The 16,140-nt window shown below is 70.0% G+C and carries 16 protein-coding genes; 8 read left to right on the forward strand and 8 right to left on the reverse strand.

Annotated features, from left to right (window positions below; translation table 11 throughout):
• The first annotated feature begins 169 nt into the window (after nt 1–169).
• The 7 genes from NQK81_RS36650 (at nt 170) to NQK81_RS36680 (ending at nt 7,301) form a co-directional block, all read left to right on the forward strand.
• Nucleotides 170–700, forward strand: coding sequence for a (2Fe-2S)-binding protein (locus NQK81_RS36650; RefSeq protein WP_016336316.1), 531 nt, complete (start codon nt 170–172; stop codon nt 698–700).
• The gene (locus tag NQK81_RS36655) at nt 700–3,138 is read left to right on the forward strand and encodes a xanthine dehydrogenase family protein molybdopterin-binding subunit (protein ID WP_257485132.1); all 2,439 of its coding nucleotides are present in this window, start codon (nt 700–702) and stop codon (nt 3,136–3,138) included. The genes NQK81_RS36650 and NQK81_RS36655 overlap by 1 nt, the downstream gene beginning before the upstream one ends.
• On the forward strand, nt 3,135–3,989 hold the full coding sequence (locus tag NQK81_RS36660; protein WP_126733480.1) for an FAD binding domain-containing protein: 855 nt from the start codon (nt 3,135–3,137) through the stop codon (nt 3,987–3,989). The genes NQK81_RS36655 and NQK81_RS36660 overlap by 4 nt, the downstream gene beginning before the upstream one ends.
• Before the next feature lie 22 nt (nt 3,990–4,011).
• Nucleotides 4,012–4,644 (forward strand): SRPBCC family protein, encoded by a 633-nt coding sequence (locus NQK81_RS36665; protein WP_257485133.1) that lies wholly within the window; start codon nt 4,012–4,014, stop codon nt 4,642–4,644.
• A gap of 42 nt (nt 4,645–4,686) precedes the next feature.
• A complete protein-coding gene (locus tag NQK81_RS36670; protein ID WP_257485134.1) occupies nt 4,687–5,745 on the forward strand; it encodes an NAD(P)-binding domain-containing protein in 1,059 nt (352 codons plus the stop codon).
• 51 nt (nt 5,746–5,796) lie between these two features.
• Nucleotides 5,797–6,375, forward strand: coding sequence for a TetR/AcrR family transcriptional regulator (locus tag NQK81_RS36675; protein WP_257485135.1), 579 nt, complete (start codon nt 5,797–5,799; stop codon nt 6,373–6,375).
• Between the two features lie 65 nt (nt 6,376–6,440).
• A complete protein-coding gene (locus NQK81_RS36680; protein ID WP_257485136.1) occupies nt 6,441–7,301 on the forward strand; it encodes an NAD(P)-dependent oxidoreductase in 861 nt (286 codons plus the stop codon).
• A gap of 1 nt (nt 7,302) precedes the next feature.
• Here the strand turns inward: NQK81_RS36680 and NQK81_RS36685 are convergent, their stop codons facing one another.
• Together NQK81_RS36685 and NQK81_RS36690 are read right to left on the reverse strand one after the other, a co-directional pair.
• Nucleotides 7,303–8,163, reverse strand: coding sequence for an SDR family NAD(P)-dependent oxidoreductase (locus NQK81_RS36685; protein WP_257485137.1), 861 nt, complete (start codon nt 8,161–8,163; stop codon nt 7,303–7,305).
• Nucleotides 8,164–8,166: 3 nt separating this feature from the next.
• On the reverse strand, nt 8,167–8,712 hold the full coding sequence (locus NQK81_RS36690; RefSeq protein WP_257485138.1) for a nuclear transport factor 2 family protein: 546 nt from the start codon (nt 8,710–8,712) through the stop codon (nt 8,167–8,169).
• Between the two features lie 103 nt (nt 8,713–8,815).
• Between NQK81_RS36690 and NQK81_RS36695 the strand changes: the two genes are divergently transcribed.
• On the forward strand, nt 8,816–9,709 hold the full coding sequence (locus NQK81_RS36695; protein ID WP_257485139.1) for a LysR family transcriptional regulator: 894 nt from the start codon (nt 8,816–8,818) through the stop codon (nt 9,707–9,709).
• Here NQK81_RS36695 and iolD read toward each other — a convergent pair.
• The 6 genes from iolD to NQK81_RS36725 are packed head-to-tail and all read right to left on the reverse strand — an operon-like array spanning nt 9,690 to nt 16,140.
• Nucleotides 9,690–11,528, reverse strand: coding sequence for a 3D-(3,5/4)-trihydroxycyclohexane-1,2-dione acylhydrolase (decyclizing) (iolD, locus tag NQK81_RS36700; RefSeq protein WP_257485140.1), 1,839 nt, complete (start codon nt 11,526–11,528; stop codon nt 9,690–9,692). The genes NQK81_RS36695 and iolD overlap by 20 nt on opposite strands.
• Nucleotides 11,525–12,415 (reverse strand): 5-deoxy-glucuronate isomerase, encoded by an 891-nt coding sequence (gene iolB, locus NQK81_RS36705; protein ID WP_257485141.1) that lies wholly within the window; start codon nt 12,413–12,415, stop codon nt 11,525–11,527. The genes iolD and iolB overlap by 4 nt, the downstream gene beginning before the upstream one ends.
• Nucleotides 12,412–13,344, reverse strand: coding sequence for a 5-dehydro-2-deoxygluconokinase (gene iolC / locus NQK81_RS36710; RefSeq protein WP_257485142.1), 933 nt, complete (start codon nt 13,342–13,344; stop codon nt 12,412–12,414). The genes iolB and iolC overlap by 4 nt, the downstream gene beginning before the upstream one ends.
• Complete coding sequence (locus tag NQK81_RS36715) at nt 13,341–14,126, reverse strand: ATP-binding cassette domain-containing protein (RefSeq protein ID WP_257485143.1); 786 nt, start codon at nt 14,124–14,126, stop codon at nt 13,341–13,343. Before NQK81_RS36715 ends, iolC begins: the two co-directional genes overlap by 4 nt.
• On the reverse strand, nt 14,123–15,157 hold the full coding sequence (locus NQK81_RS36720) for an ABC transporter permease (protein ID WP_257485144.1): 1,035 nt from the start codon (nt 15,155–15,157) through the stop codon (nt 14,123–14,125). The genes NQK81_RS36715 and NQK81_RS36720 overlap by 4 nt, the downstream gene beginning before the upstream one ends.
• Nucleotides 15,154–16,140, reverse strand: coding sequence for a sugar ABC transporter substrate-binding protein (locus tag NQK81_RS36725; protein ID WP_126733468.1), 987 nt, complete (start codon nt 16,138–16,140; stop codon nt 15,154–15,156). The genes NQK81_RS36720 and NQK81_RS36725 overlap by 4 nt, the downstream gene beginning before the upstream one ends.

Genomic DNA, 16,140 nt, shown 5'->3' on the forward strand with positions numbered 1-16,140 from the left:
CGTTCGCGAGTCACCCCCTGGTGGGGGTTGCCCTGGCAGGCGCTGAGTAGCACGCTCGACTGTGAGTCCGATCACGGTCGCTCCGGGGTCGGTCCGTGACAACCGAATGACCGGCCGCTCCCGAACGACCCCGGACCAGCGCGGGGTTTCTCTTGCTTTTGGAGGCCTGATGCGCATCACCGTCACCGTCGACGGCACCAGCTACACAGACGACGTCGAGCCCCGGACCCTCCTCGTGCACCATCTGCGCGAACGGCTCGGGAAGGTGGGCACCGTGGTCGGTTGCGACACCAGCAACTGCGGCGCCTGCACCGTCCACCTCGACGGGCACAGCGTGAAATCCTGTTCGGTACTCGCGGTCCAGGCCGACGGCTGCGAGGTCACCACGATCGAGGGACTCGCCCGCGACGGCGAACTGCACCCGGTGCAGAAGGCCTTCCACGAGAACCACGCGCTCCAGTGCGGTTTCTGCACTCCCGGCATGATCATGCAGTCGATCGACCTGCTCGCCGACAATCCCGATCCGGACGAGAAGGCGGTCCGCGAAGGACTCGAAGGCAACCTGTGCCGCTGCACGGGCTACCAGAACATCGTCCGCGCCGTGCGCGACGCCGCCCACGAGATGCGGCCCGGTGCCGGCCCCGAAGCCGAGCGGCTCGCTTCGGACACCGCTTCCCGTGTCGGCGCGGGTGGTGAGTGATGACCTCCACGATCGAGCCGGAGGTCGGCAAGTCCCGTCGCCGCAAGGAGGACGAACGCCTCATCACCGGCAGGACCCGCTGGACCGACAACCTGACCCTGCCCGGCATGCTGCATCTCGCGGTGCTCCGCAGCCCGTTCGCGCACGCCAAGATCGTCTCGATCGACGTCACCGAGGCGAAATCCGCGCCCGGCGTGGTCGCGGTCTTCACCGGGAAGGACCTCGACCCCGAGGGCGCCATCGGCATGCCGTGCGCGTGGCCGATCACGCCCGACATGAAATCGCCGAGGCGGCCCATCCTCGCTTCGGACACGGTGAACTTCGCCGGTGAGGGGGTCGCGGTGGTCGTCGCCCGCACCTCGGCCGAAGCGCACGACGCCCTCGAAATGATCGACGTCGACTACGACGAACTGCCGGTCGTCCTCGGTCTGGAGAACGCGCTCGCCGAGGGCGCGCCGCTGGTGCATGAAGATCTCGGCACCAACCAGAACGCGGTCTGGGTCTTCGATTCCGCCGACGCGGGAACGGGTTCCAGCGTCGAGGACGCGATCTCGAATTCCGAGGTCGTGCTCAAGCGGCGGTTCCGCCAGCAGCGCCTGGTGCCGGCGTTCATGGAACCGCGGGCGTGCGTGGTCGACCCGACGGGCAATCAGCTGGTCATGTGGTCGGCCACCCAGGTCCCGCACATCCTCAAGACGATGACCGCGGCCACGCTCGGGCTCCCCGAGCACAAGGTGCGGGTGATCGCGCCCGACGTCGGCGGCGGGTTCGGCGGCAAGATCGCCGTGCTGCCCGAAGAGATGATGTCGACGCTCATCGCCAAGCGACTCGGCAAACCGGTGAAGTGGAACGAATCCCGTTCGGAGACGATGGTCGCCGCCCACCACGGCCGCGACCAGATCCAGGACATCACCATCACCGCGAACCGCGACGGCACGGTGACCGGCCTCAAGGTCGAACTGCTCGCCGACATGGGCGCGTACCTCGGTCTCGTCGGCCCCGGCGTGCCGATCCTCGGCGCGTTCATGTTCAACGCGATCTACAAGTTCCCGGCGTACCACTTCGCCTGCACCAACGTGTTCACCAACACCACGCTCACCGACGCCTATCGCGGCGCCGGGCGGCCGGAGGCCACGTTCGGGATCGAGCGGATGATGGACGAACTCGCCGTCGAACTCGGCATGGACCCGATGGAGATCCGCGAGAAGAACTGGATCAAGCACGAGGAGTTCCCGTTCACGACGGTGGCCGGGCTGACCTACGACTCGGGCAACTACGAGGCCGCCACCGCCAAGGCCAAGGAACTCTTCGACTACGACGGCCTCCGCCGCGAGCAGAAGGAACGGCGGGAATCGGGCGACCCGGTCCAGCTCGGTATCGGCATCTCGACGTTCACCGAGATGTGCGGTCTCGCGCCGTCGCGGGTGCTCGGCTCGCTGGACTACGCGGCGGGCGGCTGGGAACACGCGGAGATCCGCGTGCTGCCCACCGGCAAGATCGAGGTCATCACCGGCGCCTCCGCGCACGGCCAGGGCCACGAGACGGCGTGGAGCCAGATCGTCGCCGACAAACTCGGTGTCCCGTTCGAGGACATCGAGGTCATCCACGGCGACACCCAGTCCTCGCACAAGGGCATGGACACCTACGGCTCCCGGTCGCTGGTGGTCGGCGGAATCGCGGTGGTCAAGGCGGCGGACAAGGTCCTCGCCAAGGCCAAGCCGATCGCGGCGCATCTGATGGAGTGCTCCGAGGACGACCTCGAATTCTCGGCGGGCAAGTTCTCGGTCAAGGGCACGGATTCCTCGACGTCCATCCAGGACATCGCGTGGGCCGTGTTCTCGGCGCACAACCTGCCGGACGGCGTCGAGCCCTCGCTGGACTCGTCGGACACGTTCGATCCGGAGAACTTCTCGTTCCCGCACGGCACGCATCTGTGCGCGGCCGAGGTCGACACCGAGACCGGGCGCGTGCGGTTGCGCTCCTACGTCTGCGTCGACGACGTCGGCGTGGCCGTCAACCCGCTGATCGTCGAAGGCCAGGTGCACGGCGGGCTCGCGCAGGGCATCGCCCAGGCGTTGTTCGAGGAGGCCGTCCACGACGAAGGCGGCACGCTGACCACCGGGACCTTCGCCGACTACCTGCTCCCGTCGGCGGCGGATCTGCCCAGCTTCACCACCGACCGCACCGAGACCCCGTCGACGACGAACCCGTTGGGCGCCAAGGGAGTCGGGGAGGCGGGCACGATCGCCTCGACCCCGGCGGTGGTCAACGCCGTTGTCGACGCCGTCCGGCACTTCGGGGTGAACGACATCGAAATGCCGTTGACCCCGATGCGGGTCTGGCACGCCATCCAGCACGGGTCGGCCGCCGCGGGCGGGCTCGGCTCCGAAGCCGGTGGCGGTCTCGGTTCGATCGACGCCACCGGAGGTGCCCAGTGATCCCGGCCCCGTTCGAGTACGTCGCTCCGTCCACAGTGGACGAAGCGATCAGCGCGCTCGCCGAGGCGGGCGAGGACGCCAAGGTGCTGGCGGGCGGGCAGAGCCTGCTGCCGGTGCTGCGGATGCGGCTCGCCACCCCGACCACGCTGGTCGACCTCGGGAAGGTCGCCGAGCTGCGCGGCGTCCGCGAGGACGGCGACGCGCTGGTCATCGGCTCGATGACCACGCATTACGACGTCCAGCGGGACACGCTGGTCGCCGAGCACGCCGCGTTGCTCAAGGCCGCCACCGACACGGTGGCCGATCCGCAGATCCGCCACCGCGGCACGTTCGGCGGCGCCATCGCGCACGCCGATCCCGCCGGTGACCTGCTCGCCCCCGTTCTCGCGCTCGGCTGCGAACTCGTCGTCGCCGGGCCGGGCGGGCGGCGGACGGTCGCCGCCGCGGACTTCTTCCAGGACATGTTCACCACCGCGCTCGCCGCGGACGAACTCCTGGTCGAGGTCCGGGTGCCGAAGCACACCGGCTGGCACGCGCACTACGAGAAGTTCAACCGGGTCGCGCAGGCGTGGTCGATGGTCGCGGTCGCGGCCTGTGTCCGCACCGAGGCGGGCACCATCGAGGAGGCGCGGGTCGCGCTGACCAACATGGGTTCGACGCCGGTGCGGGCGGCCGGGGTCGAGGAGGCGCTGGTCGGCTGCGCGGCCACCGCCGAGGCGATCCGCGCCGCGGCCGAACGCGCAGCCGAGGGCACGAATCCCACGGCCGACGGCAACTCCGACGTCGAATACCGGCAGCACCTCGCGCGGGTGCTGACCGGCCGGGCGGTCCTCGCCGCGGCAGGTAGCTGAGACACAGAAGGGAGGTCGGCCCGTGCGGCTCGACCACGAATTCACCGTTCCCGCCCCGGTCGGCGAGGTCTGGAAGGCCGTCATCGATCCGGAACGGGTGGCGCCGTGCATGCCGGGTGCCACCGTCACCGAAGTCGACGGGGACGCCTTCAAAGGCACGGTGAAGGTCAAGCTCGGGCCGATCTCCCTGCTCTACAAGGGAACCGGCCAGTTCATCGAGAAGGACGCCGACGGGAAGAAGGTGGTCATCAAGGCCGCCGGGAAGGACGCCCGCGGCGCGGGCACGGCGTCGGCGACGGTGACGCTCACCCTGACCGAGAAGGACGGCGTCACCCATGGCGCCGTCGCCACGGAGCTTGCGGTCACCGGGAAACCGGCGCAGTTCGGACGCGGGATGATCTCCGAGGTCGGCGGCAAGATCCTCGACTCGTTCGCGGACTGCCTGTCCGGCAAGCTCGGTACCCCTGAGCCTGAGAAGGCCGAAGAACGCCCGCCGTTGAAAGCGGTGAAGCCGGTGCCGGAGGGCGAAGCCATCGATCTGATGGAGTACGCGGGCGAATCCGTCGTCAAACGGGCGGCGCCGGTGCTGGTGGTGCTCGCCGGGGTGCTCCTGATCGTCGCCATCGTGAGGGCTGTGACGCAGCGGACACAGTGACGTAGAAGGAAATAGCTGCTTCCGGGAGCCGTTGAACCCGGTATGAAGGCGGATCACGAAGTCGACGTGGCGGTGATCGGGGCGGGGCAGGCCGGTCTGTCGGCGGCGTACCACCTGCGCCGCGCGGGATTCGCCAACGAGACGGGTTTCGTCGTGCTCGACCACGGCAAACGGCCCGGCGGCGCGTGGCAGTACCGCTGGCCTTCGCTGATCGTCGAGAAGGTCCACGGCATCCACGACCTCCCCGGGATGGCCTTCGGCACCCCGGATCCGAAGCTGCCCGCGGCCGACGTCGTTTCCGACTACTTCGGCCGCTTCGAACGCACCTACGACCTCCCGGTCCACCGGCCCGTCGACGTCCTGTCGGTCAGCGCCGAGGGCGACCGGCTGGTCGTGGCGAGCGCGGCGGAAACCTGGGCCGCGCGCGCGGTGATCAGCGCGACCGGCACCTGGGACCGGCCGTTCTGGCCGCACTATCCGGGGCAGGAGACCTTCCGCGGCCGTCAGCTGCACACCGCCGACTACACCGGCGTCGAGGACTTCCGCGGGAAACGCGTCGTCGTGGTCGGCGGTGGCTCGTCGGCCGTCCAGCTGTTGCTGGAGATCGCGCCGTTCGCGCGCTCGACGCGCTGGGTGACCCGGCGCCCGCCGGTGTGGCGGGACGAGCCGTTCAACGAGAACTGGGGCCGCGAGGCCGTCGCGAAGGTCGATCGGCGTGTCCGCGAGGGCCTGCCGCCGAAGAGCGTCGTCAGCGTGACCGACCTGGCGGTGACGCCCGAGGTGCGCGCCGGCCTCGACGCGGGGATCCTCGACCGGCACCCGATGTTCCAGCGGATCACGCCGGACGGCGTGGAGTGGGCGGACGGCACCTTCGAGCCCGCCGACGTCATCCTGTGGGCCACCGGGTTCCGCGCCGCGATCGACCATCTCGCGCCGCTGCGCCTGCGGGCGGCCGGCGGGGGCATCCGGATGGACGGCACCCGCGTCGTCGCCGAACCGAGGCTGCACCTCGTCGGCTACGGCCCTTCCGCGAGCACGGTCGGCGCGAACCGGGCCGGCCGCGCGGCCGTCACCGAGATCCGGCGCCTGCTCGGACACTGAGGTCCCGGCCCGTATTTGACCGATCGTTACAAAACGTGGCATGCTGCGGCCATGCCCCGCCCCAAGGGATTCGATCCCACCGAAGTGCTCGATGCCGCCGTCAGTACGTTCTGGCGCAAGGGATACGCGGCCACGTCGGCCCAGGATCTGGTCGACGGCACCGGGCTGGGCCGGGGGAGCCTGTACAACACGTTCTCGGGCAAGCGGCAGCTGTTCAGCGAGGCGCTGCGCCGGTACGAGGAGACGACGGCCGTCCGCATCGAGGAGATGCTGGCCGGGCCGGAGTCCATCCGGGCGCGGATCAGGCGGGTCCTGATGGACGTCGCCGACGACGAGCTGGACCCCTCGGCCGCGCATCGCGGCTGCCTCGCCGTCAACGCCGCCATCGAGCTCGGCGGGATCGACGACGAGGTCACCGCCCGTGTCCGCCACGACTTCGAACGGGTGGAGAACGCCTTCCACGCCGCCTTCGCCGCCGCGAGGGAGGCGGGCGAGATCGGCCCGGACCGGGACCCGCGGGCGCTGGCGCGGTTCACGCTCGCCGCGATGTACGGCATGCGGGTGCTGGGAAAGACCGCGGACCGGCGGGCGCTCACCCAGATCGTCGAAACCACCGTCCAGGCGTTGTGAGACTTCCGGGTTTCGCGCCGGATTTTTAACGACCATTCCACTACTGACAGGGAGCAAGCCAAGTCATGACGAAGACCGTCGCGGTGCTCGGCACCGGAATCATCGGTGCCCCGGTCGCCCGCAACCTGAGCAAGGCCGGGTTCGAGGTCCGTGCCTGGAACCGCACCCCGGCCAAGGCCGAAGCCCTGTCCGGGGACGGTGTCCGGGTCGCGGCGAGCGCCGCGGAGGCCGTGGAGGGCGCGCCGGTCGTGATCACGGTCCTCACCGACGGCCCGGCGGTACTGGAGGCGATCCGTGCGGCAGGCCCCGCCGCCAGAACGATCTGGGTCCAGCTCAGCACCGTCGGCGACGCGGTCGACGAACTGGTCGCGTACGCGGACGAGCACGGCCTCGTCTTCGTCGACGCGCCGGTGCAGGGCACCCGCCAGCCCGCCGAGCTGGGCCAGCTGATCGTCCTGGCGGCGGGCGCCGCCGAGGCCCGCGAGACCGTCCAGCCGCTGTTCGACGCCATCGGCAAGCGCACGCTGTGGGTCGGCGAAGACGGCCGCACCGGCGCGGCGAGCAGGCTCAAACTGGTGCTGAACACCTGGGTGATCGCGCTGACCCACGGCGTCGGCGAAGCACTCTCGCTGGCCGAAGGGCTCGGTGTCGACCCGCGGCATTTCGTCGACGTCGTCACCGGAGGCCCGATGGACAACGGCTACTTCCAGGCGAAATCCACCGCGATCCTCGAGAACGACTACACCACCGCCTTCTCGGTCGACAACGCCGAGAAGGACTCCCGGCTGGTGCTGGAAGCCGCGACCCGCGCGGGTGTCCGGCTGGACGCCGTCGAGGCCGGTCGAGCCCGCTTCGCCCGCGCGTCCGCGGCCGGACACGGCGACGAGGACATGGCGGCCGGCTACTTCGCCAGCTTCGTGAAGTGAGTCAGCCCGTCAGGTAACCGCCGCTCGCGTCGACGTCGGTCCCGGTCACCGCGCTCGAATCCGGGGAGCTGAGCCACATCACCACGGTCGCCATCTCCTCCGGCCGCACGATGCGCTTGATCGGATAGTCCTGCGCGATCTGTTCGTAGGTCAGGCCGAAGGCCTCCGCGGCGCGGCGGAGCATCGGGGTGTCCACGGCGCCCGGAGCGAAGGCGTTGACCCGGATGTTCTTGTCCGCGTACTCGAGCGCCGCGACCTTGGTCAGCGACGTGACACCGTGCTTGCTCGCGTTGTAGGGCGCGATGGTGGCGAACCCGACCTCCGCGGAGATCGAGGCGGTGTTGACGATGACGCCACCACCCTGCGCGAGCATCCGCGGAATCTCGTACTTCATCCCGAGGAAGACCCCGGCCGTGTTGGTGCGCCAGACGTCCTCCAGGTCGGCCAGGGTCTGCTCGGCGAGCGGTACCGCGCGCGGGCTTTCGATCCCCGCGTTGTTGACGGCGATGTCCAAGCGGCCGTAACGGCGCACGCACTGGTCGACCAGACCGCGCACGTCGGCCTCCACCCGGACGTCCGCGCGGCGGAAGGTCGCCTCGCCGCCCCGCGCCCGGATTCCGGCCGCCACCTCCTGGCCGAGCTTTTCGCGGCGGCCACAGAAGAACACCTTCGCACCCTCGTCCGCCATCGCCCGCGCCGTGGCGGCACCGATACCCGAGGTCGCGCCGGTGATCAGCACGACTTTGCCGTCGAACCGGCCTCGTGACCGTTCCGCGGCGGCGGCCGCGCCGGTCGGCGCCATGGCCGTCGCCGCGAGCCCCAGGGCACCCGCGGTCAGCACTCGTCTGCGTGAGGTGTCCATCGCTCAGCCCTTGGCGAGACGGTCGGGAATCCGTGCCAGCGGATATCGCCGCCAGAAGAACGCGTCGGCGGCGTGCTGGTCGGACGCGAAGTTGATCGCCTCGGCGATCCGCCTGCCCTGGATGCGATAGGCGAGCACCCAGGTGATGTCCAGCCCGGCGGGCGTGGTGCTCCAGCCGCGGTGCAGATCGACCACCCGGTCGCCGTCCGCGGCGAGGTACAGCACCTCCGCGCGGAATCCAGCACGGGCGAGCTCGCCGAAGAAGGCGATCACCTCGTCCGCACCGGTCTTGGTCCCGGCGAGCGGATGGTGTCCCGGGATCGTCCACCGGATGTCCGGTGTGAAGAACTGCTTGAGGGCATTGAGATCGCCGGACCCGTACGCCTCGTAGTAACGGCGGATCAGCGCGACGTTGGGGTGCTCCCGGGTCCGCTCCGGCACGGCGGAGGCGGTCCCGCCGGTCAGGGACGTGGCCAGCAGCGCGGCGGCGCCCGTGCCGCCTGCCCGCAGGAACGTCGCCCGGTCGATCGGTGTCCTTCGGTCTTCCACGGTCTTTTCCCTCCAGAAGTGGATGCCGTCCACGCAATCACCGGGACCTCACGGCGGTCCAATGCCCGTACCCATACGTTCTGGGCATCGGGAGGATCGGGACATGGACGTCGACACGAGGGTGCTGCGCTATTTCGTCGCCGTCGCGGAACAGCTGAGCTTCACCAGGGCCGCCGAAGCCCTGTTCGTCACGCAGCCGTCGCTGAGCCGCCAGATCCGCCAACTGGAGTCCCGGCTCGGCACGGACCTGTTCACCCGGGGGAACTCGGAGATCCGGCTGACCGCCGCCGGTGAGGTCCTCCTGCCCGCCGCGCGCCGCCTTCTCGCCGAGTGGCAGCTCACCGGCCGTCTCGTGCGCACGGCCGCCGCGGCCGCGGGCAACGTGCTGCGGGTCGGCTTCGTCGCGACCGGCGGCGGCCCGCTCGCCCGGCGGGCGCGGACCCTGTTCACCGAACGCCACGCCGACGCGACCATCGAACCGAAGCGGTTCGACTGGGGTGGTGAGGCGCAGGCGTTACGTGACGGACTCGCGGACATCGCGTTCGTCTGGCTACCCGCCGATCTGACCGGTTTGCACGCCGAAGTCGTCGCGACCGAACGGCGATGGGTCGCCATGAACGCGTCACATCCCTTGTCGGCCAAGGAAGAAGTCGTCATCCACGATCTCCGCGACGCGCCTTTGCTCTGGACCCGCAACGCTCCGCCCGAGTGGGTCGACTGGTGGGCGGTCAACCCGCGTCCCGACGGCTCGGCGCCGAACTGGGGACCGGAGAACGGCAACGTGGAGGAGATGCTCGAACTCGTCGCCACCACCGACGCGGTCTGCATCTCGCCCGAGTCGATGGCGAGGTTCTACGCGCATCCGGATCTGGTGTGGCGGCCGATCGTCGACATCGAGCCACTGCGGATCGCGCTGGCCTGGCCGAAGGAGAGCACCGGCCCGCTGGTGGGAGCGTTCGTGCGGGCGGTGCGTCTCGTCAGCTCTTCAAGTACCTGACCTGTCCGGCTTTGCTCTCCTCGAAGTCCGCACGTCCGGAAAGGTGTTCCGGAACGCCGACTTCCCACCAGGCACCGGCTTCGGTCCACGCGTCCGGCAGGGTGCGCACCACGACCACCGCCGGCCGGTGCTCGGCCACCGCGGCTTCCCGTGCCTTCGCGTACGCCGCCCGCACGTCGTCCACAGTGGACGCTGTGAACACCGCGCACCCCAGCGACTCCGCGTGCCGCGCGAAGTCGACCCGAGGCGGAGCGGTGTGCGCGCTCCGGCAGTCACCGAGGAGGTTGTTGAACGGCTTGCCGCCCTGCCCCTCCTGCAGCCGGGCGATGACCGCGTAGCCGTCGTTGTCGCAGACCACCGCCACGAAGGGATGGCCGGCGAAGGCGGCCGAGAACAGTTCGGAGTTCAGCATCAGGTACGAACCGTCGCCCAGCATCGTGGTGACCAGGCCCTCGGTATGCGCCATCGCCGCACCCCAGGCACCCGCCAGTTCGTAACCCATGCACGAGAACCCGTACTCGACGTCCATACCGATCGAGCCCGAACCTCGCCAGCCGCCGATCAGCTCGCCCGGCATCCCGCCGGACGCGGTCATCACGTAGTCGTGCGGTTCGGAGAGGTCGTTGACCGCGCCGACGACCTGGGCGTATGTCGGCACCTCGCCGGAAGCGGCGCGCAGGGTGTCGATATGCGCGTCCCAGCGGGCGCGCTCCGCCGAGGTACGCTCCGTCCACAGTGGATCGACCTGCCAGTTTTCGAGCTGGGCGGACAGATCCACGAGCCCCGCGTCGGCGTCGCCCACGACGGCCAGCGCACCGTGCTTGACCGCGTCGAACCGGGCGGCGTTCAGCGTGATCAGCCGGACGTCCGGGGAGAACACCGTCCAGGACGCCGTGGTGAAGTCTTGTAAGCGCGTGCCGACGGCCAGCACGACGTCGGACTCGGCGGCCAGCACGTTCGCCGAGGTCGAGCCGGTGACCCCGAGCGGGCCGGCGTGCAGCGGATGGCCGTGCGGGACCAGGGTGCGCCCCGCCGTGGTTTCGGTGACCGGGATGCCGTGCCGTTCGGCGAAGGCCAGCGCCCGCGCGCCCGCGCCGGAATACCGGACGCCGCCGCCGAGTACCAGCAACGGTTTCCGCGCCGCCCGGAGCAGGCCCGCCGCTTCGGTGAGCGCCCGGCGATCGGGCCGCGGGCGCTGCGGGCGATGGGTCACCGGCGCGAACAACGCGTCCGGGAAATCGTAGGTCTCCGCCTGCACGTCCTGGGGGAGCGCCAGCGTCACCGGCCCCGCGTCCGCCGGATCGGTCAGCACCCTGGCGACCTGCGGCAGCGTCGAAAGCAACTGCTCCGGCCGGGTGATCCGGTCGAAGTACCGGCTCACCGCGCGGAAGGCGTCGTTGACCGTGGCCGTCGGATCACCGAAATGCTCCACCTGCTGCAACACCGGATCGGGGGCGCGGCTGGTGAAGGTGTCGCCGGGGAGCAGCAGTACCGGCAACCGGTTCGCGTGCGCGACCCCGGCCGCGGTGACCATGTTCAGCGCGCCGGGACCGATCGACGACGTCACCACGCCGACCTGCCGCCGGTGCGTGGCCTTGGCGTAGCCGACCGCCGCGAGCGCCATGCCCTGCTCGGTCTGCCCTCGCCACACAGGGAGCTCGTCCCGGTGCTCTTCCAGCGCGGTGCCGAGACCCAGGACGTTGCCGTGCCCGAAGATCGCGAACACCCCGGGGAACAACGGGACCTCCCGGCCGTCCAGGGTTTCCGACCGCTGCGCCAGCAGCCAGCGCACGAGGGCCTGTGCCGTGGTCAGCTTCATGAGACCCGCCCTTCGTGGCTCGTGACCGGGCAGCGCGGATCGAGCTCCTGGTCGTTCCACGTCTCGCGGACCCAGCCGTGCGCGGGGTCGTCGCAGAAGGCCATCGACCGTTCGCCGGCGGGCCCGGCCAGGACGTTCAGGTAGTACATCGGATAGCCGGGCGCGGCGACGCAAGGACCGTGGTAGCCGCGCGGGATCAGGAAGACGTCGCCGTCCCGGACCGCGACGTCCTCGTCCAGTCCACCGTCGGCGGTGTACGTCCGGTGCAGGCCGAACCCTTCGCGCGAAGGAGTCACGCCGTCGCGGCCCGCGATACGGAAGTAGTAGATCTCCTCGTTGACGACCTCGCAGTCGGACGCCTCGTCGTGTTTGTGCGGCGGATACGACGACCAGTTGCCGCCCGGGGTGATCAGCTCGCAGGCGTTCAGCTTGTCCGCGTGGTCCCAGACACCGGGCACGCCGAAGTTGGTGACCTGCCTGGTCGCCTGTCCCGCGCCGCGCACCTCCACCGGCACGTTCTCGGCCGGCCCGTAGCGCGGTTCGAGACGGCGGGTGCAGCGGGCCATCGGCAGGGCGACCTCGATCCCCGCGACTGTCGACAACTCGACTTCGGCGTCCCGTGGCACATAGGCGAAATCCGTGACGCGGGTGAACACGGAATCCCGCCCGGCGAGGGCGAAGACCTGCCCGTCGACCCGGACGGTGCACGCGCCGGACAGGGGCAGGACGAACGCTTCGTACTCGCCCGTGCGCACCACCCTGGACTCCCCGGCGGCCAGCGACAGGACCCGCAGGCCGCTGTAGTCCCAGCCCGCCGAATCCGGGGTGAGCCGGACCGGGTCCCGCTCGTCCGAAAGCGTCCCGAGTGGACGGTGCAGCTTGCTCACAGCAACTCCTCGATCTCGTCGGCGGTGGGCATGGCGTCGGCGCAGGCGAGCCGGGAAGCGACGAGCGCGCCCGCCGCGTTGGCGTAGGTGGCGATGCGCACCGGATCCCAGCCGGACAGCAGACCGTGGATCAGCGCCCCACCGAAACCGTCCCCGGCGCCGAGCCCGCACACGACCTCGACCCGCTGGGGCGGCACGGTCCAGCGGCCTTCGGCGGTGGCCACCAGCACCCCGTCCGCGCCTTTCTTGATCACCGCCAGCTCGACACCCCTGGCCAGCATCCGGGACGCGGCCTCGTCGGGGTCCGCCGTGCCGACGGCGACCTCGGCCTCGGTGCGGTTGCCGACGGCGACCGTGACGTGGTCGAGCATCCAGCCGATCTCTTCCTGCGCCGTCTCGGTGTCCGGCCAGAACATCGGCCGGAAGTCGAGGTCCAGCACGGTGTGCGACCGGCGTCCGCGCCGTTCGAGCATCTTGCGCTGGGTGCCGCGCGCCGGCTCGACGGAGACGCCGGTGCCCGTGACCCACAGCAGCGGAACGGATTCCACGACGTCCCACGGCACGTCGTTCTCGGTGATGGTCAGGTCCGGGGCGATGGGGGACCGGTAGAACAGCAGCGGTGGATCCGCGGGCGGGTCCAGCGCGCAGAACACCACCGGCGTCTGCAATCCGGCCGACGTCCCGACGTGCTCGGGGGAGACGCCGAACTCCCGCAGCGCCTGCCGCACGTACTCGCCGAAGCCGTCGGGGCCGACCTTCGTCAGCACCGACGTCGAGCGGCCGAGCCGCGCGGCGGCGACCGCGACGTTGGTCGCGGTGCCGCCGAGCGACTTGGCGAAGGTGCTGACCCCGGCCAGCGGCACGCCGCTCTGTTCAGGGTAGAGGTCCACCCCGACCCGGCCGACGGTCAGTGCTTCGAGAGCGGTCATGAAGGGGACTCCGCGGCTCGCAATTCGTGTTCGAGGGCTTCCAGTTCCGCGCCGCCCGCCATCTGCCGGGTCAGCTCGGCCAGATCGATCTCGGACTTCTCGTACGCGCCGAGCGACGCGCCCCGTTTGAGCAACAGGAAGCGATCGGCCACCGGGTACGCGTGATGCGGGTTGTGCGTGATCAGCACGACCCCGAGCCCGCGGTCACGGGCCTGTGCGACGTACTTGAGCACGACGCCCGCCTGCTTGACCCCCAGCGCCGCCGTCGGCTCGTCGAGGATCAGGACCTTCGCCCCGAAGTACACGGCCCGTGCGATGGCGACGCACTGCCGCTCGCCACCGGACAGCGTGCCGACCGGCTGCTCGACGTCACGCAGGTCGATACCCATGTCGGACAACGCCTTCTTGGTCGTCTCGCGGCCTTTCTTCCGGTCGAGCGCGCGGAACGGGCCGAAGCCGACCGTCGGTTCGGAGCCGAGGAAGAAGTTCCGCCAGACGCTCATCAGCGGGACGACCGCGAGATCCTGGTACACCGTCGCGATTCCGCGATCGAGCGCCTCACGCGGCGAAGCGAACTTCACCGGCTCGCCTTCGACCAGGAACTCGCCCTTGTCGTGCTGGTGGACCCCGGCGAGGATCTTGATCAGGGTGGATTTGCCCGCGCCGTTGTCGCCGAGGACGCAGGTGACCTCACCCGCGTCGACCACGGTGGAGACGTCGCGCAGCGCGATCACGCTGCCGTAGGTCTTGCCGACGTCCTTGACCTCGAGAAGACGACTCATCGCCGCACCCTTTCCGCGCGCCGCCGGAAGGCGTTGTTGACCAGGACCGCGGACAGCAGCATGACGCCGAGGAACAGCATGAACCAGTCGCTGTCCCAGCGGGCGAACACAATGCCCTGCCGCGCCATCCCGAAGATCAGCGCGCCGATCGCGGCGCCGATCGCCGAACCGAACCCGCCGGTGAGCAGGCAGCCGCCGATGACGGCCGCGATGATGTACTGGAACTCCAGCCCGATGCCCTGGTTCGCCTGGACGCTCGCGAACCGCAGGATGTTGATCGAGCCGACCAGCCACGCGGCGAGCGCGGTGGTCATGAACAGCAGGATCTTGGTGCGCACCACCGGGACCCCGACCGCGCGCGAACTCTGCGCGGAGCCGCCGACGGCGAAGATCCAGTTGCCGAAGCGGGTCCGCACCAGCAGCCAGGCCGCCAGCACGGCGAACCCGATCCACCAGACGATGGAGATCTGGAACGCGGTCCCGCCCATGTCCACTGTGGACGCGAAGACGAAGCCGGCGGATTCGTAGCCGTCGGCCGACCGCATCCCGGACACCTGGACGGTGCCGGTGACCAGACGGGTCACGCCGAGGTTGAGCCCCTGCAGTGCCAGGAAGGTGCCCAGGGTGACGATGAAGCTGGGCAGACCGGTGCGCATCACCAGCCAGCCGTTGAACGCGCCCACCGCGAGGGCGAAGACCAGCGACGCGAACAGCGCGAGCCAGACGTTCCAACCGGCCTGAGTCGCCAGCGTCGCGGTGACGAGCGCCGTGGACGCCGTCATCACGCCCGCCGACAGATCGAACTCGCCGCCGATCATCAGCAGGGACACCGCGACCGCCATGATGCCGAGCGTCGAGGCGTCGTCGAGCCAGGTCGCCACGCCGCTACCGCTGAAGAACTGGTCGGTGACGAGGGTGAAGAACAGGAAGACGACGACGGCGCCGAGGAGCGCGCCGATCTCGGGGCGGACGACCAGCCTGTCGAGCAGGCGGGGTTTCGCGATCCGTTCGTCGAGCATGGTGGTGGTCATCGCGTGCCCCTTTGCACGTACTTGCCGACGGTGTCCACAGTGGATTTGTCGACCAGGTCGGGCCCGGTGAGCACCGGCTTCCCGCCGCCGACGACGTTCGCGTTGTCCCGGTAGAGCTTGAGGAACTGCACCGGGAGATAGCCCTGCTCGTACTGCTGCTGGTCGACCGCGAACACCACGTCGCCCGCCTTGATCGCGCCGACCACGTCGGTGTTGAGGTCGAACGTGCCGACCTGGGCCGCCGAGCCGACCGCCTTGATCGCGCTCACCGCCCGCGCCGCGACCTGGGAGTTCAACGTCAGAACGGCGTCGAGGGTGGAGTCGGTCTGCACCGCGCCCCTGATCCGGGATTCGGCGTCGGTGGGGTTGCTGATGTCGACCTGAAGGGTCTGCACGTCGCCCGCGAAGCCGGTCTTGGCGCCATCGCACCGCTGTGCCTGCCCGACGTTGCCCGCTTCGTGGACCACGCAGAGCAGCTTCTTCTTGCCCAGCTCACGGAACTTCTTCCCGGCTTCCTCGCCGGCGATGGTCTCGTTCTGCCCGACGTGGGTGAGCGCGCCGTAGCCCGCGCTCTTGTCCTCGCCGGAGTTGATGGTGATGACCGGGATCCCGGCGCGGACCGCGTTCTCGATCGAGGTCTTGAGCGCCTCCGGGTTCGCCATCGACACCACCAGCCCGCCGACCCGCTGGGCGACCGCGTTGTCGATCAGCTTGGCCTGGTTGCCGGGGTCTCCGTCGGAGTTGTACTCGACCTGGACGTCGAGTTGCCTGCCCGCCTCCTCGGCGCCGTTCTTGACCACGTTCCAGAACGCGTCGCCCGCCGTGCCGTGCGAGATGACCGCGACCCGCAGCGGCCCGCTGGGCTCCGCCGTCTCCGGGCCCGCGCCCGCGGCCGGTTTCACCTCGGCCTTCGGCCCGGTGCACGCGGACAGGAGCAACAGCCCCGCCACGAGCACCGAAGCCGCTTTCAAGCGATGGGACAT

Origin of the sequence: Amycolatopsis roodepoortensis, from assembly GCF_024628825.1 — a bacterium.
Taxonomy (GTDB): Bacteria; Actinomycetota; Actinomycetes; order Mycobacteriales; family Pseudonocardiaceae; genus Amycolatopsis; species Amycolatopsis roodepoortensis.